This window comes from Streptomyces sp. NPDC012825, from assembly GCF_042900925.1.
In the GTDB taxonomy this organism is placed as follows: Bacteria; Actinomycetota; Actinomycetes; order Streptomycetales; family Streptomycetaceae; genus Streptomyces.
In genome coordinates this window covers 903,601-930,404 of the sequence record NZ_JBIBBZ010000001.1, presented here as the reverse complement: position 1 = coordinate 930,404, position 26,804 = coordinate 903,601, and the positions used below count along the sequence as shown (strand labels likewise).

General features: G+C 73.7%; 21 protein-coding genes. 12 read left to right on the top strand and 9 right to left on the bottom strand.

Features of this window, described 5'->3' with window-relative positions; genetic code table 11:
- Nucleotides 1-5: 5 nt before the first annotated feature.
- Entirely contained in the window at nucleotides 6-497 is a 492-nt protein-coding gene (locus tag ACFY7E_RS04520) for a roadblock/LC7 domain-containing protein (protein ID WP_389480643.1), read from the bottom strand.
- Nucleotides 494-3,571, bottom strand: a complete 3,078-nt coding sequence (locus tag ACFY7E_RS04515; RefSeq protein ID WP_389480640.1) for a nitrate- and nitrite sensing domain-containing protein — start codon at nucleotides 3,569-3,571, stop codon at nucleotides 494-496. The genes ACFY7E_RS04520 and ACFY7E_RS04515 overlap by 4 nt, the downstream gene beginning before the upstream one ends.
- Nucleotides 3,572-3,941: 370 nt before the next feature.
- Between ACFY7E_RS04515 and ACFY7E_RS04510 the strand changes: the two genes are divergently transcribed.
- Nucleotides 3,942-4,730 (top strand): hypothetical protein, encoded by a 789-nt coding sequence (locus ACFY7E_RS04510; protein WP_389480638.1) that lies wholly within the window; start codon nucleotides 3,942-3,944, stop codon nucleotides 4,728-4,730.
- 22 nt (nucleotides 4,731-4,752) lie between these two features.
- Here the strand turns inward: ACFY7E_RS04510 and ACFY7E_RS04505 are convergent, their stop codons facing one another.
- The gene (locus tag ACFY7E_RS04505; protein WP_030218967.1) at nucleotides 4,753-5,184 is read right to left on the bottom strand and encodes a MarR family winged helix-turn-helix transcriptional regulator; all 432 of its coding nucleotides are present in this window, start codon (nucleotides 5,182-5,184) and stop codon (nucleotides 4,753-4,755) included.
- Nucleotides 5,185-5,727: 543 nt separating this feature from the next.
- On the opposite strand from ACFY7E_RS04505, the gene ACFY7E_RS04500 reads away from it, so the two are divergent.
- Nucleotides 5,728-6,558 carry a lysozyme gene (locus ACFY7E_RS04500; protein ID WP_389480635.1) on the top strand — a complete coding sequence of 277 codons (831 nt, stop codon included), beginning with the start codon at nucleotides 5,728-5,730 and terminating at the stop codon, nucleotides 6,556-6,558.
- A 233-nt stretch (nucleotides 6,559-6,791) separates the two neighbouring features.
- The gene (locus tag ACFY7E_RS04495) at nucleotides 6,792-7,685 is read left to right on the top strand and encodes a lytic polysaccharide monooxygenase (RefSeq protein WP_389480632.1); all 894 of its coding nucleotides are present in this window, start codon (nucleotides 6,792-6,794) and stop codon (nucleotides 7,683-7,685) included.
- Between the two features lie 100 nt (nucleotides 7,686-7,785).
- Here the strand turns inward: ACFY7E_RS04495 and ACFY7E_RS04490 are convergent, their stop codons facing one another.
- Together ACFY7E_RS04490 and lon are read right to left on the bottom strand one after the other, a co-directional pair.
- A complete protein-coding gene (locus ACFY7E_RS04490; protein WP_389480629.1) occupies nucleotides 7,786-8,391 on the bottom strand; it encodes a DUF4240 domain-containing protein in 606 nt (201 codons plus the stop codon).
- 110 nt (nucleotides 8,392-8,501) lie between these two features.
- Nucleotides 8,502-10,913 carry an endopeptidase La gene (gene lon, locus ACFY7E_RS04485; protein ID WP_389480626.1) on the bottom strand — a complete coding sequence of 804 codons (2,412 nt, stop codon included), beginning with the start codon at nucleotides 10,911-10,913 and terminating at the stop codon, nucleotides 8,502-8,504.
- A gap of 130 nt (nucleotides 10,914-11,043) precedes the next feature.
- Between lon and ACFY7E_RS04480 the strand changes: the two genes are divergently transcribed.
- The 7 genes from ACFY7E_RS04480 to ACFY7E_RS04450 all read left to right on the top strand — a co-directional run bounded on the left by ACFY7E_RS04480 (nucleotide 11,044) and on the right by ACFY7E_RS04450 (nucleotide 19,844).
- A complete protein-coding gene (locus ACFY7E_RS04480; RefSeq protein WP_389480624.1) occupies nucleotides 11,044-11,682 on the top strand; it encodes a GNAT family N-acetyltransferase in 639 nt (212 codons plus the stop codon).
- Nucleotides 11,683-11,829: 147 nt separating this feature from the next.
- Nucleotides 11,830-12,444 carry a hypothetical protein gene (locus ACFY7E_RS04475; RefSeq protein WP_389480621.1) on the top strand — a complete coding sequence of 205 codons (615 nt, stop codon included), beginning with the start codon at nucleotides 11,830-11,832 and terminating at the stop codon, nucleotides 12,442-12,444.
- A gap of 279 nt (nucleotides 12,445-12,723) precedes the next feature.
- On the top strand, nucleotides 12,724-13,395 hold the full coding sequence (locus tag ACFY7E_RS04470) for a spermidine synthase (RefSeq protein ID WP_389480618.1): 672 nt from the start codon (nucleotides 12,724-12,726) through the stop codon (nucleotides 13,393-13,395).
- A gap of 71 nt (nucleotides 13,396-13,466) precedes the next feature.
- Nucleotides 13,467-14,204 (top strand): response regulator transcription factor, encoded by a 738-nt coding sequence (locus tag ACFY7E_RS04465; RefSeq protein ID WP_062752240.1) that lies wholly within the window; start codon nucleotides 13,467-13,469, stop codon nucleotides 14,202-14,204.
- 77 nt (nucleotides 14,205-14,281) lie between these two features.
- On the top strand, nucleotides 14,282-15,409 hold the full coding sequence (locus tag ACFY7E_RS04460) for an ATP-binding protein (protein WP_389480615.1): 1,128 nt from the start codon (nucleotides 14,282-14,284) through the stop codon (nucleotides 15,407-15,409).
- Between the two features lie 290 nt (nucleotides 15,410-15,699).
- Nucleotides 15,700-19,539, top strand: coding sequence for a multifunctional oxoglutarate decarboxylase/oxoglutarate dehydrogenase thiamine pyrophosphate-binding subunit/dihydrolipoyllysine-residue succinyltransferase subunit (locus ACFY7E_RS04455; RefSeq protein WP_389480612.1), 3,840 nt, complete (start codon nucleotides 15,700-15,702; stop codon nucleotides 19,537-19,539).
- Nucleotides 19,540-19,661: 122 nt separating this feature from the next.
- A complete protein-coding gene (locus tag ACFY7E_RS04450; RefSeq protein ID WP_003961784.1) occupies nucleotides 19,662-19,844 on the top strand; it encodes a DUF6104 family protein in 183 nt (60 codons plus the stop codon).
- Between the two features lie 21 nt (nucleotides 19,845-19,865).
- Here ACFY7E_RS04450 and ACFY7E_RS04445 read toward each other — a convergent pair whose 3' ends face one another.
- Nucleotides 19,866-20,681, bottom strand: coding sequence for a hypothetical protein (locus ACFY7E_RS04445; RefSeq protein WP_389480610.1), 816 nt, complete (start codon nucleotides 20,679-20,681; stop codon nucleotides 19,866-19,868).
- Nucleotides 20,682-20,830: 149 nt separating this feature from the next.
- On the opposite strand from ACFY7E_RS04445, the gene ACFY7E_RS04440 reads away from it, so the two are divergent.
- Nucleotides 20,831-21,706, top strand: coding sequence for a DUF4097 domain-containing protein (locus ACFY7E_RS04440; protein ID WP_389480608.1), 876 nt, complete (start codon nucleotides 20,831-20,833; stop codon nucleotides 21,704-21,706).
- A gap of 1 nt (nucleotide 21,707) precedes the next feature.
- Nucleotides 21,708-22,646, top strand: a complete 939-nt coding sequence (locus tag ACFY7E_RS04435) for a helix-turn-helix transcriptional regulator (protein ID WP_389480606.1) — start codon at nucleotides 21,708-21,710, stop codon at nucleotides 22,644-22,646.
- A 27-nt stretch (nucleotides 22,647-22,673) separates the two neighbouring features.
- On the opposite strand, the gene ACFY7E_RS04430 is transcribed toward ACFY7E_RS04435, so the two are convergent.
- From ACFY7E_RS04430 to ACFY7E_RS04420, 3 genes are all read right to left on the bottom strand, one after another.
- Nucleotides 22,674-24,086, bottom strand: coding sequence for a cellulase family glycosylhydrolase (locus tag ACFY7E_RS04430; protein ID WP_389480604.1), 1,413 nt, complete (start codon nucleotides 24,084-24,086; stop codon nucleotides 22,674-22,676).
- Nucleotides 24,087-24,169: 83 nt separating this feature from the next.
- The gene (locus ACFY7E_RS04425; RefSeq protein WP_389480601.1) at nucleotides 24,170-25,135 is read right to left on the bottom strand and encodes a zinc-binding dehydrogenase; all 966 of its coding nucleotides are present in this window, start codon (nucleotides 25,133-25,135) and stop codon (nucleotides 24,170-24,172) included.
- Nucleotides 25,136-25,441: 306 nt separating this feature from the next.
- A complete protein-coding gene (locus ACFY7E_RS04420) occupies nucleotides 25,442-26,650 on the bottom strand; it encodes an NADP-dependent malic enzyme (protein ID WP_389480599.1) in 1,209 nt (402 codons plus the stop codon).
- Nucleotides 26,651-26,804: the final 154 nt, after the last annotated feature.

Genomic DNA, 26,804 nt, shown 5'->3' with positions numbered 1-26,804 from the left:
GGCCGTCACCGGGGGCCCTCCAGCGTCTTGCGCAGCTCGCTGCGGACCTCGGGGGTGAGGACGTGTCCGGCGCGGCCCACGAAGAGCGCCATGTGGTACGCCACGACGCTCATGTCGCAGTCGGGCGTGGCGTGCACGCCGAGCAGCGAGCCGTCGCTGATCGACATGACGAAGACGCTGCCCTCGTCCATCGCGACCATGGTCTGCTTGACCCCGCCGCCGTCCATCAGGCGCGCGGCGCCGACGGTGAGGCTGCCGATGCCGGAGACGATGGTGGCCAGGTCGGCGCTGGAGCCGCGCGGCCCCGCGGGGCGGCCGGCCTCGTCGGCGTCCGGGGTGTCCTGCTGGGTCTCCGGGTCGGAGGACAGCAGCATCAGGCCGTCCGAGGACACTACGGCCACCGAGCGGACCCCCGGCACCTCCTCGACCAGATTCCCCAGCAGCCATTGCAGGTTGCGGGCTTCCGTACTCAGTCCGAACGTTCCCGTCGCGGTCAACTGCGTGCCTCCTCGACTGTGTCCCCCGTCTTCTCCTCTGTACGTGCAGTCCTTGCGTTCGCTATCCCCGTGGTGTCCGTCCCCGTCGTGCCCATCTCGGCCTCCACGTCCCGGCGGCCGGCCTCGGCGCCCCGGTGGAAGCCGCCGAGCCTGCGGCGCAGGGCCTCGGCGTCCACGCCGCCCCGGCGGGGAGCGGCGGCGGGTCCGGCCTGGCGCACCACCTGGGGGGTGCGCTTGGGCAGGCCCTTGTCGGTGATCCGCTCCCACTGCGCGGGGCGCGGCCCGGGAACCGGCGGCTGGTCGGCGGCCGGTTCGGGGGCGGCGGGCTCCGCCGGGACGGGGCGGACGGCGTCGGGTCCGGCGGCGGTCCCGGCACCGGTGCCGGTGTCCTCGTCGGCGGCGCGCTCGTGGGCGTCCGGCTCCTGCGGCGGGACGGGCAGCCGGACCTGGAGCGTGGTCTCGGAGACGGACAGCGGGGCGGGGGCCTCTTCACGCTCGTACGACTCCGAGGGCGCGGGCTCCGGCTCGGGGGCGTACGGCTCGCGCACCGCCCGGCGCGCTTCCGAGTCGTACGGCTCCCCGGAGACGGCCTGCGGCTGGTGCGGCTCCTCCGGCTGGTGCGGCTCGTGCGGCTCCTCCGCCGTGCCTTCCGGTCCGTGCGGCTCCTCCGGCCGCCCCCCGGAGGGCTCCGCCTCCGCGAGCGCGCGTTCCGCCGCCTCCACCAGGGGGTCGCGGGTGCGGGAGGGCAGGGTGTTGGAGTTGGCCTCCGCGACCGAGCCGGGCAGCTGGATCGCGGGGGCCGTGCCCGCGACCCGTACGGGCTCCGTCACGGCGGCCGGCGGGGCGGTGGGCAGCAGGGGCAGCGGCAGGACCACGACGGCCGCCGTGCCGCCCGGCTGCTGCTCGCGCAGTTCGACGCGGACGCCGTGGCGGGCGGCGAGCAGGGCGACGACCCGCATGCCGAGCCCCTCGCCCCCGAAGGCGTCGGGGTCGGCCTCGGCCAGGCGGGCGTTCAGCTCGGCGAGGCGGGCGGGGGTGACGCCGATGCCCGCGTCCTGCACGGAGAGCATCACCTCGCCGGTCTCCAGGAGCCAGCCGGAGAGCTGGACCTCGGCGTCGGGCGGCGAGAAGGAGGTGGCGTTCTCCAGGAGCTCCGCGACCAGGTGGCTCAGGTCGTCCGCGGCGAAGCCGGCGACCTGGGCGTGCGGCGGCAGGGACTGGATGGTGACCCGCTCGTACCGCTCGATCTCGCTGACGGCGGCGCGCAGCACGTCGACCAGCGGGACGGCCCCGGCGTGGCCGTGGACGTGCTCGTGGCCGGCGAGGACGAGGAGGTTCTCGCTGTGGCGGCGCATGACGGTCGCCATGTGGTCGAGCTTGAAGAGGGTGCCGAGGCGGTCCGGGTCCTGCTCGCGCTCCTCCAGCTTCTCGATGACGCCGAGCTGCCGCTCGACGAGGCCGAGGTTGCGCAGGGAGAGGTTGACGAAGGTGTGCCGGACGGTGCCGCGGAGCTTTTCGAGGTCGGCGGTGAGGAGGGCGACCTGTCCCTGGAGCTCGGCGCGCTGGGCGGCGAGCTCGGCGGCGAGGGCCTCCTTGCCGGCGGCCAGGCCGGCCCGCTCGGCGGTGAGGTGCCCGGTGCGCGCGGCGAGCCCGGCGAGCTTGCCGTGCAGGGTGTTGAGGGAGCGGACGGTCTGCGCGAACTCGTCGTTGCGGCCGGTGAAGCGGACCGGTTCCTCGGCGGCCGGGTCGGGGGCGGCGGCGAGCCGGGCGGCGCCGATGCGGAGCACGGCGAGCGGCCGGGTGAGGCTGCGGGCGACGTAGGTGGAGACGCCGACGGCGAGGAGGAAACAGCCGCCGAGGAAGGCGAGGCGCAGTTCGAGGGCGGTGACGTCGTCGTCGCGGAGCGCGGAGAGGCGTGCGACGCGCTGGGCGGCGAGGGTGGACTCGACGCCGCGCATCTGCTCGACGCGGGCGGAGAGCGCGGCCTCCAGGGCGGCCGGGTCGGTCCCGCGCTCGGCCTCGGTCAGCCGGGGCTGGTCGGTGAGGGAGGCGAGGGAGCGTTCGGCGCTCTTGACGTCGGGTCCGGTGACGGTGCCGGCGAGGGAGTCGCGGGCGGCGGCCCCGGCGGCCTGGTCGAAGTCGCCGAGGGCGGCGAGTTCGCGGACGCGGGCCTGCTGGGCGGCGGCGGTGAGGCGGTCGCGGGTCCGGTCGGCCTCCTCCGCGCCCTTCGGCTCCTCGGGGACGTAGGTGCCGGTCGTGGCGTCGTAGCGGAACTCGCCGGTGGGCTCGGGCTGCGGCACGGCGAGCGCGGCGAGGAGCAGGCCCCGGGTGGCGGAGGCCTGTTCGACGGCGCGGCCGAGGGCGGCGGGGGCGCGGGTGGCCCCGGTGAGCGAGGGGTCGGCGGCGCGGGCCGGGGTGCGGTCGGCCAGCTCGTCGGCGAGGGCCTGGAGCTTGTCGATGACGTCGGAGTACGCCTTGTGGGCCTCCAGGGCCGTGCCCTCGCCGGTGAGGGCGGCGCGGCGGACGGAGGGGACGCCGGCGAGGTCGCGGCGGAGCTCGGGGGAGGCGGCGGGGCGGATCTCGTCGATCTGCCGGTCGACGCGGGCGGAGCGCACGGGGGTGACCCGGCGCTTCTTCTTCGCGTCGCCGGTCTGGGCGTCGCGGCCGGCGGCGATGTACGCGACGACCTCGTCGCGCTCGTCGGCGAGGGAGTGGGCGAGGGTGACGGCCTGCCGGTCGAGTTCGGCGAGGGTGACCAGGCGCTGGGAGTCGGTGAGCCCGGCGGAGGCGGTGAGGATCGCGGGGGCGCCGGCGGCGAGGACGGTGACGCCCACGAGGGCGACGCCGACGACGAGGCGGTTGCGGACGCGCTTGGCGCGGCCGGCCGGGGCGGGCGTGCCGCCGGCGGGGGCGGACGGCTGCGTCGGGGCGGACGACGGGGTCCGGGCGTGGTCGGCGGCCGTGCCTCCGGCGGGGGCCGCGGCGGTGCCGTCCTGGGCCGGCGGGACACCGGGGCCCTGGCTCCGCGTGCCGTTCTTGCTCCGAGGCCGCTTCATCTGCACCGGTGCTCGCATTCTTGACTCGTCCAGCCACAAAGCAGAGGTGACGGCCGGTCACATGGAGCGCCCCCACCCCCGATACGGCTTCCGACCATTCCAGCGCTTCCGGGAAGGGGACGGGCATCGGCCGCTCCGCCACCCGAACGAGTGAACAACACTCCGGAGTTGGCGAACAACTTCCCCGGACGGGGTCCCGGGGCCCTGGAGCGGCCCCGGTTGGATCTTCCGCGCGGGCTTTGGCAGGATGCCCGCCCGCAGCTCCGCGGTGGCGTCCGTTCCGCTCCTCCGGTCGCGTCCGTCCCGTTGGTACAGGCCTTTTCGCGTCCTCCGCGGGTCCGGTGAAGGGTTCGGTGGGACCGGGTGCGGACCCGGGCACACTGGGCCCATGCGCAGCGACGTCGCCTCCCTCCCCGGCAGCCCCGAACGCCCCAATGAGGACTGGGTGACCACCGTCCTGTCCGCGGCGGGGGGCAGGGGGACGCTGGTCCTCCTCGACGGCGTGACGCCGCCCGTCGGCGACGACGGCTGTGTGCACGGGGTGCCGTGGTTCACCGCCCGCCTCGGCGGGGCTTTGACCGAACTGTCCGCTTCCCGTCCGGACATGTCCCTGTCCGAGATCCTCTCCGCGGCAATCCGGCGCACCGCGGAAGCCCATCGAGGGACCTGTGACCTTTCTCACGTACGCACGCCCCAGGCGACCGTGGTGCTCGCCCGCTGGGACGGGGCGGTGGTCGAGCACCTCGTCCTCTCCGACTCGGTCCTCCTCCTGGAGGGGCCGGACGGGGCGGTGCGGGCGGTCCTGGACGACCGGCTCGACCGGGTGCCGGCCGAGGTGCTGCGGTCCGTGGCGGCGACGGACCGGCTGCGGAACCGGGAGGGCGGCTTCTTCACGGCTGCGGCCGATCCGGCGGTCGCGGGGCTGGCGGTGACCGGGACGGTCCCGCGCGCGGAGGTGCGGGCCCTGGCGGCGCTCACGGACGGGGCGAGCCGCTGGGTGGACCTGTTCGGCGCGGGCGACTGGGCGGACTGCCTCGGCGTCCTGCGCACGGAGGGCGCGCTCGGCCTGCTCCGGCGGGTGCGGGAGCGGGAGACCGCGGACGCGGCGGCGGGGGGCGTACGGCGCTGGAAACTGCACGACGACGCGACGGCGGCGTACGTGGAGCCGGGGGCGTAGGGGATTCCGGGCTGCGGACCCCTCAGCCCTCCGACCGTACGTTGAAGTGGTTCAGGAGCCGGGCCAGCTCGGCGACCTCCGCGCGGTCCCAGTCGGCGAGCTTGCGGACGTAGCGCTCGCGCCGGGCGTCGCGGACGCGGCGGAAGCGGTTCCGGCCCTCCTCGGTGAGGCGGACGAGGGAGGCGCGGCCGTCGGCGGGGTCGGGGTCGCGGGCGACGAGCCCGAGGTCCTCCAGGGCCCGGAGCTGGCGGCTCATGGTCGCCTTGCCGACGCCGAAGTACCCGGCGAGTTCGGTGGCCCGCTGGGGTCCGGCGTCGTCGAGGCGCACGAAGAGGCCGTAGGCGGCGGGCTCCAGCTCGGGGTGGACCTCGCGGGCCATCTCGCCGGACTGGGCGCGGGCGCGGCGCAGGAAGACGGCCAGCTCGCGTTCGAGGGCGAGGAACTCGCGGTCCACGGGGACGGACGGAACGAACCCTCCCTCACCGGGGGCCGCCGGGACGATCCCGTCCTCACCGGGAACGGGCGGGACGGCACCGCCCACGCCGGGGGCCGACGGAATGACTCCGCCCTCGCCGGGGGCCCGCGTGGCGCCTCCACCCCCACCGGGGGCCGCCGGGGTGGTCCCGTCCTCACCAGGGACCCGCGGAAGGACTTCACCCTCACCGGGGACCCGCGGGGCGCCCCCGCCCGCGCCGGGAGCCACCGGGGCCACCCCGCCCTCACGTCCCGTACCGCTTCCGTGCACGTCAGCGCCTCCCACGCGTTCCCCGGTGGCGCGCCTCCGCCGCACCGGTGGTCTTTCGGCCGCTGAAAGTTTCTTCCCGTCGCGGCCGTTTCCGCAGCTCTTCCAGTATTTCGCAGGCATAGACCAACGGCGGCGGCCGGGCCCTCTTCCACCGGCGGGTCTACGTGCGTAGCGTCGTCTCCCCCAACACATCTGACATGTCCACACCACAACATGTCATCCCTCTCCCCACGAGCCTTTCGGAGGCACGCGATGCGTGTGCACAGATCCGGAACGACCCTCGCCGGCGCCGCCCTGGCGGCCCTGGCACTCCTCCTCCCCCTCGCCGGCCCCGCCGGTGCCGCGCCGGACGCGGGCGCCCGGCAGGCGCCCGCCCGCGGCACCGCCCACATGGGCGCGGGCGTCCTCGCGCACGACGGGCGCGGCGACGCGTCCGGCGGCGCGTCGGTCCAGGCGGTCCAGACGGAGGGCGTGGACGTCTCCAGCCACCAGGGGAACGTCGCCTGGTCCACGCTGTGGAACAGCGGTGTCCGGTGGGCCTACGTCAAGGCCACGGAGGGCACGTACTACAAGAACACCTCCTTCGCGCAGCAGTACACCGGCTCGTACAACGTCGGCATGATCCGGGGCTCGTACCACTTCGCCACCCCGGACACGACGACCGGCGCGGCCCAGGCCGACTACTTCGTCGACAACGGCGGCGGCTGGTCGAAGGACGGCAGGACCCTGCCGGGCGTGCTCGACATCGAGTGGAACCCGTACGGCGCGACCTGCTACGGCAAGACCCAGGCCGGGATGGTGGCCTGGATCCGCGACTTCCTGAACCGGTACAAGACCCGGACCGGGCGGGACGCCGTCATCTACACGGCGACGAGCTGGTGGACCCAGTGCACCGGCAACTACTCGGGCTTCGGCGCCACCAACCCGCTGTGGGTCGCGCGGTACGCCTCCACCGTGGGCGAACTCCCGGCCGGCTGGGCGTACTACACGATGTGGCAGTACACCTCCTCCGGCCCGACGGTCGGCGACCACAACCACTTCAACGGGGACCTCTCGCGCGTGCAGGCGCTCGCGAACGGCTGACGCCCCTCCCCGTCACCCCTTCTTCCCGGCGGCCCCCGGGAGCGCGCGGCGCGCTCCCGGGGGCCGCTCCGGCCTTCCCCCTCCCGCTTTCCGCCGTCTTTTTCCTCCACCCCCTTGCTCATTGGTATGGACCAATGCGAGGCTCTACGGCGGTCGCCCGGGTTTCAACTTCCGTGCGTCCCGCGCGCGTTGCTCGTTCCGTACTCCCCCCACGCACGAGAGAGAGCCCCCGCATGCCCTCCCTGCCCTCCGTCCGCCGTACCGCCGCCGGCGCCGCGGCCCTGTCCGCCGCCGCGCTCGTCGGCCTCACCCCCACGGCGGCCAGTGCCCACGGGGCCGTCTTCAACCCGGTGAGCCGGGTGGCCGCCTGTTACGCCGAGGGCCCCGAGACGCCCAGGTCACAGGTGTGCAAGGACCTCGTCGCCGACTCCGGCACCCAGCCGCTCTACGACTGGAACGAGGTCAACATCGCCAACGCGGACGGGCAGCACCGGACCCTCATCCCGGACGGGAAGCTCTGCTCGGCGAACCGCGAGAAGTACCGGGCCCTGGACTGGGCGCGCACCGACTGGCCGGCGACGGCGGTCGCCGCCGGGTCGTTCGACTTCAAGGTCCGGGCGACGGCGGCCCACTCGGGCACCATGACGGTCTACATCACCAGGGCCGGCTTCGACCCGACCCAGCCCCTGAAGTGGTCGGACCTGGACGCCACACCGGTCGCGGTGTACCACACCACCCGCACCGCCACCGACGGCTACTACGACTTCACCGGCACCCTGCCGGCCCGCACCGGCCGCCACATCGTCTACAAGGTGTGGCAGCGCAGCGACAGCCCCGAGGCCTTCTACAGCTGCTCGGACGTCACCTTCGGCGGTACGGCCCGGACGGCCGCGGCGACCGGCACGAAGGCGCAGGCCCCGACCGAGGCGAAGATCGCGGCGGGCGCCGCCCTGTCCACCGTGAGCCACGCGGGCCACGGCGGCGACGAGCGGCCCCCGGCGCTCTCCGCCGAGGCCGCCGGGACCTCCTCCCCCCTGACGCCGGCCCTCGCGGGCGCGGGCGCCCTCGCCGCCTTCGCGGCGGGCAGCCTGCTCCTGGGCCGCCGCCGGACCACGTCCGGCTCCTGACGCACCCCCACGCGTCACCGGTGGCGCGGCCCGGCCCGACGGGGCCGGGCGGCGCCCGGGGAGCGTCCCGCCGGCCGGTGCCGGGCCGGCGGGACGCTCCTCAGGAGCCGGACGGCCCGAGCGGGAAGAGGGCGGTGAGCCGGGGCGGGGCCAACCCCTCCGGCCCGGACGCCCCGCGCTCCTCGCCCTCTTCCCCCTCTTCCCCGCCCGCCCCTTCGTCCTCTTCGGCTTCCTCGGCCTCTTCGACCGCGTCGAGGAACTCCTCCCCGTCGTCGTCCTCCTGGCCGGTCAGCTCGTCGTACGCGTCCTGGGCGACGTAGTCGAGCTCCTCCCACTCGGGCCACTCGTCGTCGTCCCAGTCGTCGTGGTGCCGTCCCGCGAGCGCCCGCACCTCGGGCAGGTCGGCCAGCGCGTCCGGGTCGGCGAGCACCGCCTCGTACGCCTTCCGCCCCTGGCCCACCAGCCAGAGCGTGAAGCAGTGGAAGCCGTCGTCCGTGCAGTTGCCGCCCTCGATCCGGTCCGCCGCCCTCCACAGCGCGTGCGTGTCGGCCGCCCCGCACGCCTTCTCCAGGCGCACCTGGAACGCCACGCTCTCGTCGGCCGGGCGCCGCAGCAGCTCCCCCTCCAGCCACTCCAGCCGCTCGTCCCGGGTGCCGGGGCGGCTGCTCAACTCGTCGATGAGAGCCCAGAAGGCGTCTTCGTTCATGCGTACGATCATGACAGCCGGGACCGACACCGCGGACCCGCCCCCGGGCCGGTGCGCGGACGTGCCGGAGCGGGGCGTCCCCGAGGGAACGCCCCGCTCCTGACGAGGGGTTACGCCGCCGCGCCCACCGGCACCTCCGCCGGGGCGAGGGCGATCTCCAGGACCTGCCGGACGTCCGTCACCGGGTGGACCTCCAGCTTCTCCAGGATCTCGGCCGGGACGTCGTCCAGGTCGGCCTCGTTCCGCTTGGGGATCACGACCGTGGTGATGCCCGCCCGGTGCGCGGCGAGCAGCTTCTGCTTCACGCCGCCGATCGGCAGGACCCGGCCGGTGAGGGAGACCTCGCCCGTCATGGCCACGTCCGTGCGGACGAGCCGGCCGCTCAGCAGGGAGGCGAGGGCGGTCGTCATGGTGACGCCCGCGCTCGGCCCGTCCTTGGGGACCGCGCCCGCCGGGAAGTGGATGTGCACGCCCCGGTCCTTGAGGCCGGTGACCGGCAGCTCCAGCTCCGCGCCGTGCGAGCGGAGGAAGGAGAGCGCGATCTGCGCCGACTCCTTCATCACGTCGCCCAGCTGGCCGGTGAGGGTGAGGCCGGCGGCGCCGGTCTCCGGGTCGGCCAGGGAGGCCTCCACGAAGAGGACGTCACCGCCCGCGCCGGTCACGGCGAGGCCGGTGGCGACGCCCGGCACGGACGTCCGGCGCTCGGCCGGGTCCTGCGCCGACTCGGGCACGTGGTGCGGACGCCCGATCAGCTCCCGCAGGTCCTCCGGGCGGACCGTGAACGGCAGCTCGCGGTCGCCCAGTTCGTGCTGGGCCGCGACCTTCCGCAGCAGCCGGGAGACCGACCGCTCCAGGGTGCGCACGCCCGCCTCGCGGGTGTACTCGCCGGCCAGCTTCCGCAGCGACGCCTCCTCCAGGACGACCTCGCCGGGCTCCAGACCGGCCCGCTCCAGCTGCCGGGGCAGCAGGTGGTCGCGGGCGATGACGACCTTCTCGTCCTCGGTGTAGCCGTCGAGCCGCACCAGTTCCATGCGGTCGAGGAGGGCCTCCGGGATGGACTCCAGGACGTTCGCGGTGGCCAGGAAGACCACGTCGGAGAGGTCGAGCTCGACCTCCAGGTAGTGGTCGCGGAAGGTGTGGTTCTGCGCCGGGTCGAGGACTTCGAGGAGCGCCGCCGCGGGGTCGCCGCGGAAGTCGGAGCCGACCTTGTCGATCTCGTCGAGCAGGACCACCGGGTTCATGGACCCGGCCTCCTTGATCGCGCGGACGATCCGGCCGGGCAGGGCGCCGACGTAGGTGCGGCGGTGGCCGCGGATCTCCGCCTCGTCGCGGACGCCGCCGAGGGCGACCCGGACGAACTCGCGGCCCATCGCGTGGGCGACGGACTCGCCGAGGGAGGTCTTGCCGACGCCGGGCGGGCCGACGAGGGCGAGGACGGCCCCGCCCCGGCGTCCGCCGACCACGCCGAGACCGCGGTCGGCGCGCCGCTTGCGCACCGCCAGGTACTCGGTGATCCGCTCCTTCACGTCGTCCAGGCCCGCGTGCTCGGCGTCGAGCACCGCGCGGGCGCCCCGGATGTCGTAGCGGTCCTCGGTCCGCTCGTTCCAGGGCAGTTCGAGGATCGTGTCGAGCCAGGTGCGGATCCAGGAGCCCTCCGGGGACTGGTCGCTGGAGCGCTCCAGCTTCTCGACCTCCTTGAGGGCGGCCTCCCGCACCTTCTCGGGCAGGTCGGCGGCCTCCACGCGGGCGCGGTAGTCGTCGGACTCGTCGCCCTCCGACTCGCCGTTGAGCTCGCGCAGCTCCTTGCGGACGGCTTCGAGCTGGCGGCGGAGCAGGAACTCGCGCTGCTGCTTGTCGACGCCCTCCTGGACGTCCTTGGCGATGGTCTCGGCGACCTCCTGCTCGGCGAGGTGCTCGCGGAGCTGGGCGGTGGCCAGGCGGAGCCGGGCGACCGGGTCGGCGGTCTCCAGGAGTTCGACGCGCTGGGCGACGGTCAGGAAGGGCGAGTACCCGGAGTTGTCGGCGAGGGCGCCGACGCCGTCGATCTGCTGGACGCGGTCGACGACCTGCCAGGCGCCGCGCTTCTTGAGCCAGCTGGTGGCCAGCGCCTTGTACTCCTTGACCAGCTCGGTCACGGAGCCGGGCAGCGGGTCGGGCAGGGTCTCCTCGACGGCGGTGCCCTCGACCCACAGGGCGGCGCCGGGGCCGGTCGTACCGGCACCGATGCGGACACGGCCGCGGCCGCGCACGAGCGCGCCCGGGTCGCCGTCGGACAGGCGTCCCACCTGCTCGACGGTCCCGAGGACGCCGGTCCCGGCGTAGGTGCCGTCGACCCGGGGCACGAGCAGCACCCGCGGCTTGCCCTCTCCGGGCCGTGCGGCGGCCTGGGCGGCCTCGACGGCGGCCCGTACGTCGTTGTCGGACAGGTCCAGCGGCACCACCATTCCGGGCAGCACGACCTCGTCGTCGAGCGGCAGCACAGGCAGAGCGAGCGGCGCGGACGCCATGGACTCAGAAGCCATGATCTCCCCTTCGGCAGTCAAGTTGAGCTGTACCGACTCAATGCTTGTGAGCCCATGAATGTTCCCGGACGCCTGTTCGCTCTGAGCGATCACACCCCCGCCACCCCCGAACGGCCGATGTAATACTCTCATGGACATACGAGCTATTACATCGGCATGGGTGAAGGGCTGGACCGTCTCCCGGGGCACCCCCGCCGCCGTCGGCCGGCCCTGGGGGTACCGGATCGACGTGGGCCTCCCCCGGCACGTCCTGCGGCACGTGCTGCCCGCGCCCGACGCGGCCACCGTCGGCGCCCTCTGCGAGCGGCTCACCGAGCCGTACAGCTGGCTCAAGGTGATGGCGGACGCCGAGGAGGTGGCGCCGTGGATCACCGAGGGGTGGACGATCCCCGACGACCCCGGCTTCATGATGGTCAAGCGCCTGGACCCCGGCGTCCGCCCCGCGCCGCCCGAGGGGTACGCCCGGACCGTCGAGGCCCGGGACGGCGTCGTCCGGGTCCGGATCCTCGCCCCGGACGGCACCCTCGCCGCCCGGGGGCAGATCGCCCCGACCGGCGCCACCGCCGTCGCCGACCAGATCGAGACGGACGCGGCGCACCGGCGCCGGGGCCTCGGCGCGAACGTCGTGCTCACCCTGGAGGCCGCCGCCGCCCAGACGGGCGCCGCGACCGGAATCCTCGCCGCGACCAGGGACGGCCGACAGCTCTACGAAGCACTGGACTGGGAACACCGGGGGCCGCTGACCGGGATCGTACGGGGGGAGGCTTGAGCTTCGGGGGCTCTGGACGCCGGGACGCCCGGACGCCCCGGAACACCCCGGACACCTCGGACGCTCCGACCCCGGACAGCGGCGGAATCCGGCAGTCCGGCTGCGCCGGGCCGCCCCGCCGGGCATGCTCCTCCCATGAGGAGAGGCGTGTGGGGAAGGCGATGCGGGGCCGTACTGCTCGCGGCGGCCCTCGCGGGCGGCGCGGCCGGCTGCGGGGCGGACGCGGGGACCGGGGCCCCTCCGGCGCCGGGCGCCCCCGGGTCCACGACCGGACCGGGCACCCCTGACACCACGACCGGACCGGACACCCCCGGCCCCACGACCGGGTCGATCACGCCGGGCACTCCCGGCCCCGCCACCCCACCGGGCACCCCCGCCTCCCCCACCGCTCCGGACGCCACCCGGCAGGACCCCCGGCCCGGTGAGGTCCTCGTCCAGGTGGTCGTCACCGGTGGTTTCGCCGGGGTGCGGAACCGGCTCGTCGTCCACCGCGACGGCGAATGGACGGTCCACTCCGGCGGCAAGCCGCCCCGGACCGGCCGGCAGACCGCCGCCGAGGCCGCCGAGCTGCGCGCGGCCCTGGAGGACCCCGCGTTCGCCCTCGTCCCGGCGCGGCCGACCGGACGGCCGATCGCCGACGGCTTCCAGTACGAGGTGACCTACCGCCACCGCGTGGTCGTCACGGGCGACGGCGACCGCCCGCCCGCCCTGCGGCGCGTCTTCGCCGCCCTCCCGGAGGGCGGCCCGCCCACGAGCCCCTGAGACCGTCCCGACCGGCGGGGTCCCGCGCCGCGAACCGGAGGGGACCCCTCGCGAGGGGTTCCGGACGCCTCCGACGTCGCCCCGGGTGCCCGGCCCGTGGCCTCCCGGGGTCGGGGCGGTGCCGCGGTGGGGCCGGACGAGGGGGGTCCGGGAGGGGCCTCCCGGGAGGGGGCCCGGGGCACGACTGCCCGTTCCCGTAACGGGTTTGTCCTCGTCACCGCCGTCCGACGAGGATGGCGGGAAGCACCCGACGAGACGACGAGAGCGGAGCGACCGGCGATGTCAGGACCCGTGACCCTCGACCGACGCGAAGGCCCCCACGGAGAGGTCGTCCTGCGGCGCCGTGACGAGCACTACGAGATCATCGCCAACGGCACCTTCCTGATGGACACCTCCGACGGGCGCTCCGAGCGGCTCCTGATCGACGCGGCCCTCGCCGCGCTCCCCGAGGAGCGCCGGGCCGGCGCCTCCGTCCTCGTCGGCGGGCTCGGCGTCGGCTTCTCCCTCGCGCACGCCGCCGCCGACCCCCGCTGGGGCCGGATCGTGGTCGCCGAGCGCGAGGAGGCGATCATCGACTGGCACCGGCGCGGCCCGCTCGCCGCGCTCTCGGGCGCCGCGCTCGCCGACCCCCGGACCGTGATCCTGCACACGGACCTGGTCGAGCACGTCCACACCTCCGCCGACACCTACGACGCCCTCTGCCTCGACATCGACAACGGCCCCGACTGGACCGTCACCGAGGACAACCAATCCCTTTACTCCGCCCGGGGGTTGGCGGCCTGCGCCGCCCGCCTGAACCCCGGCGGGGTCCTCGCCGTGTGGTCCGCGCGGCCCTCCGCGGATTTCGAAGCAACCCTGCGGAATGCCGGATTCAGCGGGGTACGGACGGAAGAGGTGCCCGTTGCCCGGGGCGTCCCGGACGCGGTCCACCTCGCGGTCCGCCCCGGCTGACTCCTGGATAGCCGGGACACCACCGGTACCTCTAGGCTGCTGCACCGACATCGGCGACGCGAGGCGGGGCAATGGAGCAGACACACACCACTCACCACGGTGCGGCGGCCACTCCGGGGGCCCAGCGGCGCGTCCTGGTGGTCGAGGACGACGCCACGATCGTCGAGGCGATCTCCGCCCGGCTGCGCGCCGAGGGCTTCCTCGTGCAGACCGCCACCGACGGTCCCGCCGCCGTGGACGCGGCCGAGGCCTGGCAGCCCGACCTGATGGTCCTGGACATCATGCTGCCCGGCTTCGACGGCCTGGAGGTGTGCCGCCGGGTCCAGGCGCAGCGGCCCGTCCCGGTCCTCATGCTGACCGCCCGCGACGACGAGACCGACATGCTGGTCGGCCTCGGCGTCGGCGCGGACGACTACATGACGAAGCCGTTCTCGATGCGCGAGCTGGCCGCCCGGGTGCACGTGCTCCTGCGCCGGGTCGAGCGGGCCGCGCTGGCGGCGGTCACCCCGCGCAGCGGCATCCTGCGCCTGGGCGAGCTGGAGATCGACCACGCCCAGCGGCGGGTCCGGGTCCGGACCGAGGACGTGCACCTGACCCCGACCGAGTTCGACCTCCTCGTCTGTCTGGCGAGCACCCCCCGCGCGGTCCTCTCCCGCGAACAGCTGCTCGCCGAGGTGTGGGACTGGGCGGACGCCTCGGGCACCCGGACCGTGGACAGCCACATCAAGGCGCTGCGCCGGAAGATCGGAGCCGAGCGGATCCGCACGGTCCACGGCGTCGGCTACGCGCTGGAGACCCCGGCGCCATGAGCCCCCGCAGGCCCGGAGGGCCGGACGAGGGGGGAAGGCCGGGAGAGCCGGGAGGACCGGGGAGGCCGGGAGAGCCGATGGGCCCCGGCGGGCCCGACGGCCCCGGCGGAGCCGACGGCCCCGGCCGACCCCGTTGCAGGCGCCGGCGCCGTATCGCGGTCTCCGTCAAGACCAAGCTCGGCGCGCTCGTCGTCGGGGCGGTCCTGCTGACCTCCTGCCTCGCCCTGGTGGCGATCCGCACGTCCACCGAGTTCCGGTACATCACGATCTTCGCGATGATCGCGACCCTGCTCATCACCCAGTTCGTGGCGCAGTCCCTGACCGCGCCGCTGGACGAGATGACCACGGTGGCCGGGGCGATCTCGCGCGGCGACCTCAGCCGCCGGGTCCGGGGCGCGGACCGGCGGGACGAGCTGGGCGACCTCGCCTCGACCATCAACCGCATGGCGGACGACCTGGAGGCCGTGGACCGGCACCGCAAGGAACTGGTGGCCAACGTCTCGCACGAGCTGCGGACCCCGATCGCCGCGCTGCGGGCCGTTCTGGAGAACGTCGTGGACGGGGTGTCGCAGGCCGATCCCGAGACGATGCGGTCGGCCCTGAAGCAGACCGAGCGGCTGGGCCGGCTCGTGGAGACGCTCCTCGACCTGTCACGCCTCGACAACGGTGTCGTGGCCCTGCGGGGCAGCCGTTTCGAGGTCTGGCCGTACCTCTCGGGGGTCCTGCGGGAGGCGAACCTCGCCGCGTCCCAGCGCGGCCTGTCGTCCACCTCGGGCCTGCACAACCGTACGGACGTGCACCTGCACCTGGACGTGTCGCCTCCCGAGCTGGTCGCCCACGCGGACGTGGAGCGGCTGCACCAGGTGATGGCGAACCTGATCGACAACGCGGTGAAGCACTCCCCGCCGCACGGCCGGGTCACCGTGCGGGCCCGGCGCGGCCCGTACCCGGACTCCCTCGAGCTGGAGGTCGAGGACGAGGGCCCCGGCATCCCGGAGTCGGAGCGGCACAAGGTGTTCCAGCGGTTCAACCGGGGTTCGGCCTCGCGCCGGCGGGGTCCGGGCAGCGACGGCGGGACGGGGCTCGGGCTCGCGATCGCCCGCTGGGCCGTCGATCTGCACGGCGGCGAGATCGGTGTGGCCGAATCATCACGCGGCTGCCGCATCAGAGTCACTCTTCCGGGCAGTCGTCCACCATCGGATTGACGTAGGGTTCGAACCGGAAGAACACGTTCTGCGTGTACGTGGGCAGGAGCTGCGCGCACGTGAGCGGGGAGCGATCAGGGGTGCGGCCGAAGAGGGCCGTGCCGATGCTTCTCCGTACCCTCACACCAGCGAAACCACGGTTGTTTCCCGCCATTCACGGCTCCGAAACACCGCGTCAAGTGTGACTTGCGCGACGTTGGAGTGCCCGGCCTGCACCTCCCGGCCGGACAGGCGTAGCCTTTATTTCCGCTGTCCATCACCTTGTGAAGCGGAAGAGGGCGGTTGCCGCCGTGTCGTCTCAGTCCCCCAGTACCCCGAGCTCCCCGACCGACCAAGACGGGCAGGGCCAGAACCCTGCGACCGCCTTCGGTGCCAATGAGTGGCTCGTCGACGAGATCTACCAGCAGTACCTCCAGGACCCGAATTCGGTCGATCGTGCCTGGTGGGACTTCTTCGCCGACTACAAGCCCGGAGCGTCGGAGACCCCGGCCGCCCCGGCGCCCACTCAGAGCCCGCAGAGCACGCCGAGCGCTCCCGCCGCGACGCAGACGGGCCCCGCACAGGCCGCGTCTGCCGCTCCGGCCTCCGTGCCCGCCCCTGCTCCGGCTCCCGCCGCCCAGAAGCCGGCTCCGGCCGCTGCCGCCCCGGCCCCGGCGAAGGCGGCCCCCGCGGCTCCTGCGGCCAAGCCGGCCGCCCAGGCCGGGCCGGCCGCCGCGAAGCCCGCCGCCGAGAAGGCCGCTCCGGCCTCCGAGGCCCCGGCCGGCCCCGAGCTGATCACGCTGCGCGGCCCCGCCGCCGCGGTCGCGAAGAACATGAACGCCTCCCTGGAGGTGCCGACGGCCACGTCCGTCCGCGCCGTCCCGGTGAAGCTGCTCTTCGACAACCGGATCGTGATCAACAACCACCTGAAGCGCGCCCGGGGCGGGAAGATCTCCTTCACCCACCTCATCGGCTACGCGATGGTGCAGGCCATCAAGGCCATGCCGGCCATGAACCACTCCTTCGCGGAGAAGGACGGCAAGCCGACCCTGGTCAAGCCGGAGCACGTGAACTTCGGCCTCGCGATCGACCTGGTGAAGCCCAACGGCGACCGCCAGCTCGTCGTCGCGGGCATCAAGAAGGCCGAGACGCTCAACTTCTTCGAGTTCTGGCAGGCGTACGAGGACATCGTCAAGCGCGCCCGCGTGGGCAAGCTGACGATGGAGGACTTCTCCGGCGTCACCGTCTCCCTGACCAACCCCGGCGGCCTCGGCACGGTCCACTCCGTGCCGCGCCTGATGCCCGGTCAGTCGGTCATCATGGGCGTCGGTTCGATGGACTACCCGGCCGAGTTCCAGGGCACCTCCCAGGACACCCTGAACAAGCTGGGCATCTCGAAGGTCATGACCCTGACCTCGACCTACGACCACCGGGTCATCCAGGGCGCCGCCTCCGGCGAGTTCCTGCGGATCGTCGCGAACCTGCTCCTCGGCGAGGAGGGCTTCTACGACGAGATCTTCAAGGCCCTGCGCATCCCCTACGAGCCGGTCCGCTGGCTCCGCGACATCGACGCCTCCCACGACGACGACGTCACCAAGGCCGCGCGCGTCTTCGAGCTGATCCACTCCTACCGGGTCCGCGGCCACGTCATGGCCGACACCGACCCGCTGGAGTACAAGCAGCGCAAGCACCCCGACCTGGACATCACCGAGCACGGCCTCACCCTGTGGGACCTGGAGCGCGAGTTCGCGGTCGGCGGCTTCGCCGGCAAGTCGATGATGAAGCTCCGCGACATCCTCGGCGTGCTGCGCGACTCGTACTGCCGCACCACCGGCGTCGAGTTCATGCACATCCAGGACCCGAAGCAGCGCAAGTGGATCCAGGACCGCGTCGAGCGCCCGCACTCCCGCGTGGAGCGCGAGGAGCAGCTGCGGATCCTGCGCCGCCTGAACGCGGCCGAGGCCTTCGAGACCTTCCTGCAGACGAAGTACGTCGGCCAGAAGCGCTTCTCCCTGGAGGGCGGCGAGTCCGTCATCCCGCTGCTCGACGCGGTCATCGACTCGGCCGCCGAGTCGCGCCTCGACGAGGTCGTCATCGGCATGGCCCACCGCGGCCGCCTGAACGTCCTGGCGAACATCGTCGGCAAGTCGTACGCGCAGATCTTCCGCGAGTTCGAGGGCAACCTCGACCCGAAGTCGATGCACGGCTCCGGCGACGTCAAGTACCACCTGGGCGCCGAGGGCACCTTCACCGGTCTGGACGGCGAGCAGATCAAGGTCTCGCTCACCGCCAACCCCTCGCACCTGGAGGCGGTCGACCCGGTCCTGGAGGGTGTCGTCCGCGCCAAGCAGGACGTCATCAACAAGGGCGGCACGGACTTCACCGTCCTGCCGATCGCCCTCCACGGCGACGCGGCCTTCGCCGGCCAGGGCGTCGTCGCCGAGACGCTGAACATGTCGCAGCTGCGGGGCTACCGCACCGGCGGCACGGTCCACGTCGTCATCAACAACCAGGTCGGCTTCACCGCCGCCCCGGAGTCCTCGCGTTCCTCGATGTACGCGACCGACGTGGCCCGCATGATCGAGGCGCCGATCTTCCACGTGAACGGCGACGACCCGGAGGCCGTGGTCCGCGTCGCGCGGCTCGCCTTCGAGTTCCGCCAGACGTTCAACAAGGACGTCGTGATCGACCTCATCTGCTACCGCCGCCGCGGTCACAACGAGGGCGACAACCCCTCGTTCACCAACCCGCAGATGTACAACCTGATCGACAAGAAGCGTTCGGTGCGCAAGCTGTACACCGAGTCGCTCATCGGTCGCGGGGACATCACCCTCGAAGAGGCGGAGCAGTCGCTCCAGGACTTCCAGGGCCAGCTGGAGAAGGTGTTCGCGGAGGTCCGCGAGGCCACCACCGCCACGTCGTCCTCGGTGCACGTCCCGGACGCCCAGGCCGAGTTCCCGGTCGCCGTCACCACCGCGGTCTCCCAGGAGGTCGTGAAGCGGATCGCCGAGTCCCAGGTCAACGTCCCGGACCGGATCACGGTCCACCCGCGTCTGCTGCCGCAGATGCAGCGCCGCACCGCGTCCATCGACGACGGCACCATCGACTGGGGCTTCGGCGAGACCCTCGCCATCGGCTCCCTGCTGATGGAGGGCACCCCGGTCCGGCTCTCCGGCCAGGACTCCCGCCGCGGCACCTTCGGCCAGCGCCACGCGGTCCTGGTGGACCAGGAGACCGGCGAGGACTACACCCCGCTGCTCTACCTGGCCGAGGACCAGGCCCACTACAACGTCTACGACTCGCTGCTCAGCGAGTACGCGGCGATGGGCTTCGAGTACGGCTACTCGCTGGCCCGTCCGGACGCCCTGGTGGTCTGGGAGGCCCAGTTCGGCGACTTCGTCAACGGCGCGCAGACCGTCGTCGACGAGTTCATCTCCTCGGCCGAGCAGAAGTGGGGCCAGACCTCCGGCGTCACGCTGCTCCTGCCGCACGGCTACGAGGGCCAGGGCCCGGACCACTCGTCCGCGCGCCCGGAGCGCTTCCTCCAGATGTGCGCCCAGGACAACATGACGGTCGCCATGCCGACGCTGCCGTCGAACTACTTCCACCTCCTGCGCTGGCAGGTGCACAACCCGCACCACAAGCCGCTCATCGTCTTCACCCCGAAGTCGATGCTGCGTCTGAAGGCCGCGGCGTCCAAGGTGGAGGAGTTCACCACCGGCGGCTTCCGCCCGGTGATCGGCGACGAGACGGTCGCCCCGGCCGACGTCCGCAAGGTCGTCTTCTGCGCGGGCAAGGTCTACTACGACCTGGAGGCCGAGCGGCAGAAGCGCGGCGTCACGGACACGGCGATCATCCGGGTGGAGCGCCTGTACCCGCTGCCGGGTGCCGAGCTCCAGGCCGAGATCGCCAAGTACCCGAACGCCGAGAAGTACCTGTGGGCCCAGGAGGAGCCGGCGAACCAGGGTGCCTGGCCGTTCATCGCGCTCAACCTGATCGACCACCTCGACCTGGCGGTCGGCGCGGACATCCCGGCGGGCGAGCGCCTGCGCCGGATCTCGCGTCCGCACTCCTCCTCCCCGGCGGTCGGCTCGGCCAAGCGCCACCAGGCGGAGCAGCAGCAGCTGGTCAACGAGGTCTTCGACGCCTGATCCCGTACCGCGCGCGCGTGACGGGCGGAGGCCCGGCACCCCACCAGGGGTGCCGGGCCTCCGGCGTTCCCCGGGCCCGGGCGGGCGGCGGGGGCGCGGGGGACACGGCCTATCCTGATCGCATGTACTTCACCGACCGTGGCATCGAGGAACTGGAGAAGCGGCGCGGCGAGGAGGAGGTCACCTTCGAGTGGCTCGCCGAGCAGCTGCGGACGTTCGTCGACCTCAACCCCGACTTCGAGGTGCCGGTCGAGCGCCTCGCGACCTGGCTGGCCCGGCTGGACGACGAGGACGAGGACGAGTAGGACGACGCTCCGGGCGTACGGTCACCGCTCCCGCAGCCGGTCGTAGGCGAGTCCGAGCGCGCCGTGCGCGACGAGCAGGGCCCCGGCGGTCGCCCAGCCGCCGCTGCGCCGGCCGGCGCCCCAGAGCAGCAGCGGCACCCCCGCCGCGAGCTGCGCCCCGGCCAGGACACGCGCCCGCGTGCCGCGCACGTACGGGCCGAGGGGCCCCTCCTCCACCACGTCGAGCTCGGCGCGCACGGCGTCCCGCCAGCCGGTCCGTTCGATCTGTTCGGCGCCCTGTGCGAGGGCGACGGAGCGGAGCCGGTCGGCGTTGTCGCCGGGGGTGAGGCCGGTGGGCAGGGCGAGACCGGCGCGGGCGAGGACCGCGACGATCCCGACGAGCCGGCTGTGGGCGTCGGCCTCCGGGTCGGGCCCGGTGAGCGGTTCGAGGGCCTGCACGTCGAGGACGGGGTCGAGGGCGAGCCGGGCGGCGAAGGTGCGCATGGCCTCGTCCTCGCCGACGGGGGTGCCGTCCGCGAGCCAGGTGTAGCCGACCGTGCGGCGGAAGCCGGCGGCGAGGGTGAGTCCGGCCCGGTCGCGGTCCCACCACAGTGCGACGACGGGCCAGGTGGCGGCGGAGACGGCGAGGGCGGTGGCCCAGCCGGTGACGACCTGTTCGACGGGTTCCCCGCCGTGGAGCCAGGGCTTCCCCTCCGGTACGAGGACGCTCCAGCCGGTGCCGGCGGGGGCGAGGAGCAGGTGTTCCCCGAGCAGTCGGGCGGGCGGCCGGACCGCGGGGAGTTCGGCGCGGCAGAGCAGCAGCGCCCCGACGGGGTTCGGTCCGGATGTCGCGTTCATGGCCCTACGCTAGGCCAATTTGTCCAGATAAGGGGGCGTTCGCACCTCGCTTCTCAGGGAAGAGTCGGGGTTGACTTCATCGGACCGCGATATATCGTGTTCTGCGAGAGACGCGATATGTTGCGTTGCCGATACGGGAGGTCAGCACCATGGCAGAGTGGTCCGTCGCCGAGCCGACGAAACTGGCACCGGCCGACCCCGTGACGCGCCTGCGGATCCGCGTCGTCAACGGCACGGTGAACGTGGTGGGGACGGACGAGAGTTCCGCCCGCGTGGAGATCTCCGAGATCGAGGGCCCGCCGCTGATCGTGTCGCAGGAGGGCTCCACCCTGACCGTGGGCTACGAGGACCTCCAGTGGAAGCACGTCCTCAAGCTGTTCGACCGCAAGGAGTACCGGCGCCGGGCCGTCGTCTCCGTCGCCGTCCCCGCGGGGGCCGACGTCGAGGTGGGCGTGGTCGGCGCCGAGGCCGTCGTCTCCGGCGTCAGGGGGCGTACGGAGGTGCGCGGCGTCAGCGGCGACACCACCCTTCTGGGGCTCTCCGGCCCGGTCCGCGCCGAGAGCGTCTCGGGGAGCCTGGAGGCCCAGTCGGTCACGGGCGCCCTGCGGGTCAACTCGATGACCGGGGACGTGACGGTGATCGAGGGCGCCGGCGTCTCCGTGCGGGCCGAGACGGTCAGCGGCGACATGGTCGTCGACCTCGCCCCGGCCGGTCCCGAGGGCCCGCCCGCCGACATCCGGCTCACCAGCGTCTCCGGCGAGGTCGCCATCCGGCTCCCGCACCCGGCCGATGCCCGGGTCGAGGCGAGCACCACGAGCGGCTCCGTGTCGAACGCCTTCGAGGACCTGCGGGTGGGGGGCCAGTGGGGCGCCAGGACCGTCACCGGCACCCTCGGCCCGGGCCGCGGCACGCTCAGGGCCACCACCGTCTCCGGCTCCATCGCCCTGCTCCGCCGCCCCGAGGCGGACGAGGACACCGGCGCCGGCCCCTCCCCCGCCCCCTCCGCGACCGGAAAGGTGCTCTGACATGCCGCCCGTCTTCGCCCACGGCCGCCTGCGCCTCTATCTGCTCAAGCTGCTCGACGAGGCCCCGCGCCACGGCTACGAGGTGATCAGACTCCTGGAGGAGCGCTTCCAGGGCCTCTACGCGCCCTCGGCCGGCACGGTCTACCCCCGCCTGGCCAAGCTGGAGGCCGAGGGACTCGTCACCCACGCCAGCGAGGGGGGCCGGAAGGTCTACTCGATCACCGACGCGGGCCGCGCCGAACTGGCCGGGCGCGGCGCCGAGCTGGACGACCTGGAGCGGGAGATCCGCGAGTCGGTGTCGGAGCTGGCGGCGGAGATCCGCGACGACGTGCGCGGCGCGGCCGGCCGGGTCCGCAGCGAGATGCGCGCGGCGGCGGGCCGGACCCGGACGGCGGAGTCCCCCTCGTTCGCCGACGCCAAGGAGGAGCTGCGCCGGGTCGGGCAGGAGTGGAAGCAGCAGGCCCGCGAGGCCCGCGCGGAGGCCCGGTCGGCGCGCCGCCAGGCGAAGGAGTTCCAGCGGATCGCCCAGCAGGTCCAGGAGGAGGTCCAGGACCGCTTCGCGCGGGGCGACTGGCCCAAGGGGGTCTGGGAGGGGATCTCCGGCATCACGGCCCAGCTCGGGGACCTGGTGACGGGCACGACCCACCCGAAGGCCGCCGGCGCCGCCGACCGGGAGCCGCCGTTCTCGGCGTCCCCGGCCGACGGAATCCCGGCCGACGAGGTGCCGGCCGACGGGGCGCCGGAGTGGGCGCGGGACGTGGAGGGTTGGGGCGATCCGGCCCGCGACCTCGACCGGCTCCTCGACCGCTTCCGCGACGAGATCCGGGACGCCGCCCGCGACCACGGGGTGACCCGGGAGCAGCTGACCGAGACCCGCCGCCACCTCGCGACGGCGGCCCACCGCATCACGGACCTGCTGCACCCCGAGCGGAAGGCGTGAGCGGAGGGACGACGCGGCCCGGGTGCGTCAGCGGCGGGTGACCGTGACCGTCACCCGGGCGCCCGGGGCCGCGAGGACCCGGGCCCTGCCCCGGGCCTCGCGGAGGACGAGGGCCGCGCCCCGGGCCGTCACCCGCCAGTCGCCGGGCGGCAGGGAGAGCTCGGTGACCCGGGGGCCCCGGCGCCCGGCGGCGTCGTACGAGAGGCGGTAGACCCCGGTCCCGGGGTCGTACGCGGCGGAGCGGACCCGGCCCGCGACCGCCTCCGCGTACGGCTCGGCGGTCAGCTCCTTGTTGGTGCGGAAGGCGCCGGTGCCGTCGACCGCGCAGTAGCCCCCGCCGTAGCACCACACGTAACCGGCCCAGCCGGAGCCGTAGCGGCCGAGGGAGGACATGGCGTCGCGGTAGAAGCGGTTCATGTTCGGGAGGGAGTTGTTGAGCGGGCCCCACTCCCCCACCACCACGGGCACCCCGTACCGCTCGGGATAGAGGGTGACGGCCCGTTCGTAGCTCTCGATCCAGCCGGCGGCCGGGTCGTAGTCGGCGCCCGCCTCCATGCCGGTGTTGTAGAAGTGCGGGGCGTAGACGACCTTCGGGTCGTGGATCCGGCCGAGCCCGGTGGGCACGCCCTCGCCGACGACGGGGGTCGGTTCGACGAAGAGCCAGGCGTCCCGGTCGACCGAGCGGACGGCGTCGGCGAGCCGGTTGTAGAGCGGGGTGAGCTGGTCCCGTTCGATGCGCCGGGCCGCCGTCGCCAGGTCCTCGCCCTCCCGGACCTCCCCCATCGGCTCGTTGATCAGGTCGTAGCCGAGGACGGCCGGGTGGTCGTCGAAGCGGTCGGCGAGCACCCGCCACATGCGGGCCTGGGCGCGCCTCAGGTCCTCGTCCTCGTACAGGTGGGTGAAGGCCCGCTGGACGGCGGGCTCGAAGTACTCGGAGAACCAGTCGTCCGGGCGCGGGGTGAAGGGCAGCCCGTCGGTCCTGGTCGCCCACGCGGGGATGCCCCGGTGGCCGAACGCGGGCCCGAAGACGTCCTGGTGGGCGTCGAGGAGGACCTTGACACCGTGCTTCTCCGCCCAGTCCAGGATCCGTTCGATCTTCCGCAGGTAGGCCTGGCTGTACCGGCCGGGGCGGGGCTCCAGGTCGTCCCAGAAGACCAGGAGGCGGGCGAAGTTGAAGCCCTTGGCCCGCATGTCGCGGAAGTGCTTCTCGGTGACGGCGGAGAGGGCGGCGTCGCCCCGGTTCGCCTTGTCCTCGACGTTCCAGCCGCGCAGGGTGAGGACGCGGCCGTGCTCGTCGGTGAGGGCGGGGATGCCGGTGCCCGTGCGTCCGGCCCCGCCCCCGGTCTCCGCGCGGGCGGCTGTCGGGGCGAGCAGGGCGGCGACGACGGCGCTCGTGAGCAGAGCGGTTCGCCAGGTGGTTCGCGGGGTGGTTCGCGGCATGGAGGACCTCCGGCACGACGGTGTCTTCGGGGTGCGCGTGCCGGAGATCCCATCAGCATGACTGACGAGTCATCAAGGGGTCGTCAGGAGGTCGTCAGGACGATCTTTCCGAAGAGGTCGCCGGCGGCCATCTTCTCGAAGCCCTCCCGCGCCCGGTCGAGCGGCAGGACCTCGTCGACGACCGGCCGGACGCCGGTGGCCGCGCAGAAGGACAGCAGGTCCTCCAGCTCGTCCTTGGAGCCCATCGTGGAGCCGACGACCTTCAGCTCCAGGAAGAAGATCCGGGTCAGCTCGGCGTGCGAGGGGCGGTCGCCGCTGGTGGCGCCCGAGATGACGAGCGTGCCGCCCGGCCGCAGCGACTTGACCGAGTGGGACCAGGTCGCGGCGCCCACGGTCTCGATGACCGCGTCCACGCGCCCCGGGAGCCGCGCGCCCGGCTCGTACGCCTCGACGGCGCCCAGTTCGACGGCCCGCTTGCGCTTCTCCTCGTCGCGGCTGGTGGCGAAGACCCGCAGGCCGGCCGCCTTGCCGAGGGCGATCGCGGCGGTGGCCACGCCGCCGCCGGCGCCCTGCACGAGGACCGAGTCCCCGGGGCGTACGCCGGCGTTGGTGAAGAGCATGCGGTACGCGGTCAGCCATGCGGTGGGCAGGCAGGCGGCCTCCTCGAAGGAGAGCTCCTTCGGCTTGGGCAGCACGTTCCAGCGGGGCACGGTGACGCGCTCGGCGAAGGTGCCCTGGTAGCGCTCGGTGAGGATGGAGCGGGGTTCGTCCGGGCCGACTCCGTGACCCGTCTGGCCGATCACGGAGTGGAGGACGACCTCGTTGCCGTCCTCGTCGATCCCGGCGGCGTCGCAGCCGAGGATCATCGGCAGCTTCTCCTCGGGCAGGCCCACTCCGCGCAGCGACCACAGGTCGTGGTGGTTGAGCGAGGCGGCCTTGACGGTCACGGTGGTCCATCCGGCCCGCGCCTCGGGTTCGGGGCGTTCGCCCAACTCGAGGCCGTTCAGCGGCTGGTCACGGTCGATTCGGGCGGCGTAGGCAGCGAACATGGCCCCGACCCTAGGGCGCGCGGGCGGGCGGGGGAACCACACCCCGGTGTGACCCGTGTCGCCCGGCGATTCCTGGACACCGGGACCGTTCCCGTACGCGCCACGGGACCCCCGGCCCGTTCCCGTACGGGTCACCGGAACCCCGGCCCCGTTCCCCTACGGGCCACCGGACCCCCGGCCCGTTCCCGTACGAGCCACCGAACCCACCGGGACGCGCCCGTACAAGCCCCGCACCCCCCTCCCCGTACGCCGAAGGGCCCCGTCCCGGCGTGCGGAACGGGGCCCTTCGGCGTTACCGGAGGCGCGTCAGCGGCGGGCGACGCCCTCGGCGCGGGCGGCGGCGGCGACCGCGGCCGTGACGGCCGGGGCGACCCGCTCGTCGAACGGCGATGGGATCACGTAGTCGGCGGCGAGCTGGTCGCCGACCACGTCCGCGAGCGCGTTGGCCGCGGCGATCTTCATGCCCTCGGTGATCCGGGAGGCCCGGACCTGGAGCGCGCCGGCGAAGATGCCGGGGAACGCGAGGACGTTGTTGATCTGGTTCGGGTAGTCCGAACGGCCGGTCGCCACGACGGCCGCGTACTTGTGCGCGACGTCGGGGTGGACCTCGGGATTCGGGTTGGCCATCGCGAACACGAAGGCGTTCGGGGCCATGGCGGCGACGGCCGCCTCGGGGACCGTACCTCCGGAGACGCCGATGAAGACGTCGGCGCCGGCGAGGGCGCTCTCCAGGGAGCCGGTCAGACCGGCCTTGTTGGTGATCTCGGCCAGCTCGCGCTTGACGTCCGTGAGGTCCTCGCGGTCGCGGCTGACGATGCCCTTGCGGTCGGCGACGGCGACGTCGCCGAGGCCGGCCTCCAGGAGGAACTTCGCGATCGCGACTCCGGCCGCGCCGGCGCCGGAGATGACCGCGCGCAGGTTGCCGAGGTTCCGGTCGGTCAGCTTCGCCGCGTTGCGCAGGGCCGCGAGCGTGACGATCGCGGTGCCGTGCTGGTCGTCGTGGAAGACCGGGATGTCGAGGCGCTCCTGGAGCTTGCGCTCGATCTCGAAGCACCGCGGGGCCGAGATGTCCTCCAGGTTCACGCCGCCGAAGGAGGGGGCGAGCCGGACGACGGTCTCGACGATCTCGTCGGCGTCGGTGGTGGCGAGGGCGATCGGGACCGCGTCCACGCCGCCGAACTGCTTGAAGAGGATGGCCTTCCCCTCCATGACCGGGAGGGAGGCCTCCGGGCCGATGTCGCCGAGGCCGAGCACCGCCGTGCCGTCGGTCACGACCGCGACGACCTGGGACTTCCAGGTGTAGTCGTTGACCAGCTCGGGCTGCTCGGCGATCGCGGTGCACACCTTGGCGACGCCGGGCGTGTACGCGAGGGACAGGTCGTCCTTGTCCCGGACGGGGACGGTGGCCTGCACGGCCATCTTGCCGCCCCGGTGGAGGGCGAAGACAGGGTCGAAGGGCTCCTCGGGAGCCTCCGTACCGCTGTCGTTTCGAGGGTTGACGATCTCCGCTGCCATTGGGTTGACCCCTTGAGTCTGTTTCATTTGAGGGTGGCCGCTCCCGGTTGAGGAGGGGTGGGGAGGCACCGCGGCCGCCTTGTCGGGCAGCCGCTCGGGCGCGCCGCACAACGCGCCCTGAGCCCCGGATGAGGGGTGTAAGGATCCTTCTTAC

Bases quoted from the DNA above. Each gene is read 5' to 3' on its own strand.
- lon (WP_389480626.1), bottom strand. From the start codon at position 10,913: ATGGCTTCTGAGTCCATGGCGTCCGCGCCGCTCGCTCTGCCTGTGCTG.
- ACFY7E_RS04495 (WP_389480632.1), top strand. From the start codon at position 6,792: ATGCCCTCCCTGCCCTCCGTCCGCCGTACCGCCGCCGGCGCCGCGGCC.
- ACFY7E_RS04470 (WP_389480618.1), top strand. From the start codon at position 12,724: ATGTCAGGACCCGTGACCCTCGACCGACGCGAAGGCCCCCACGGAGAG.
- ACFY7E_RS04440 (WP_389480608.1), top strand. From the start codon at position 20,831: ATGGCAGAGTGGTCCGTCGCCGAGCCGACGAAACTGGCACCGGCCGAC.
- ACFY7E_RS04465 (WP_062752240.1), top strand. From the start codon at position 13,467: ATGGAGCAGACACACACCACTCACCACGGTGCGGCGGCCACTCCGGGG.
- ACFY7E_RS04435 (WP_389480606.1), top strand. From the start codon at position 21,708: ATGCCGCCCGTCTTCGCCCACGGCCGCCTGCGCCTCTATCTGCTCAAG.
- ACFY7E_RS04500 (WP_389480635.1), top strand. From the start codon at position 5,728: ATGCGTGTGCACAGATCCGGAACGACCCTCGCCGGCGCCGCCCTGGCG.
- ACFY7E_RS04445 (WP_389480610.1), bottom strand. From the start codon at position 20,681: ATGAACGCGACATCCGGACCGAACCCCGTCGGGGCGCTGCTGCTCTGC.
- ACFY7E_RS04430 (WP_389480604.1), bottom strand. From the start codon at position 24,086: ATGCCGCGAACCACCCCGCGAACCACCTGGCGAACCGCTCTGCTCACG.
- ACFY7E_RS04420 (WP_389480599.1), bottom strand. From the start codon at position 26,650: ATGGCAGCGGAGATCGTCAACCCTCGAAACGACAGCGGTACGGAGGCT.
- ACFY7E_RS04460 (WP_389480615.1), top strand. From the start codon at position 14,282: ATGGGCCCCGGCGGGCCCGACGGCCCCGGCGGAGCCGACGGCCCCGGC.
- ACFY7E_RS04450 (WP_003961784.1), top strand. From the start codon at position 19,662: ATGTACTTCACCGACCGTGGCATCGAGGAACTGGAGAAGCGGCGCGGC.
- ACFY7E_RS04425 (WP_389480601.1), bottom strand. From the start codon at position 25,135: ATGTTCGCTGCCTACGCCGCCCGAATCGACCGTGACCAGCCGCTGAAC.
- ACFY7E_RS04480 (WP_389480624.1), top strand. From the start codon at position 11,044: ATGGACATACGAGCTATTACATCGGCATGGGTGAAGGGCTGGACCGTC.
- ACFY7E_RS04510 (WP_389480638.1), top strand. From the start codon at position 3,942: ATGCGCAGCGACGTCGCCTCCCTCCCCGGCAGCCCCGAACGCCCCAAT.
- ACFY7E_RS04490 (WP_389480629.1), bottom strand. From the start codon at position 8,391: ATGAACGAAGACGCCTTCTGGGCTCTCATCGACGAGTTGAGCAGCCGC.
- ACFY7E_RS04515 (WP_389480640.1), bottom strand. From the start codon at position 3,571: ATGCGAGCACCGGTGCAGATGAAGCGGCCTCGGAGCAAGAACGGCACG.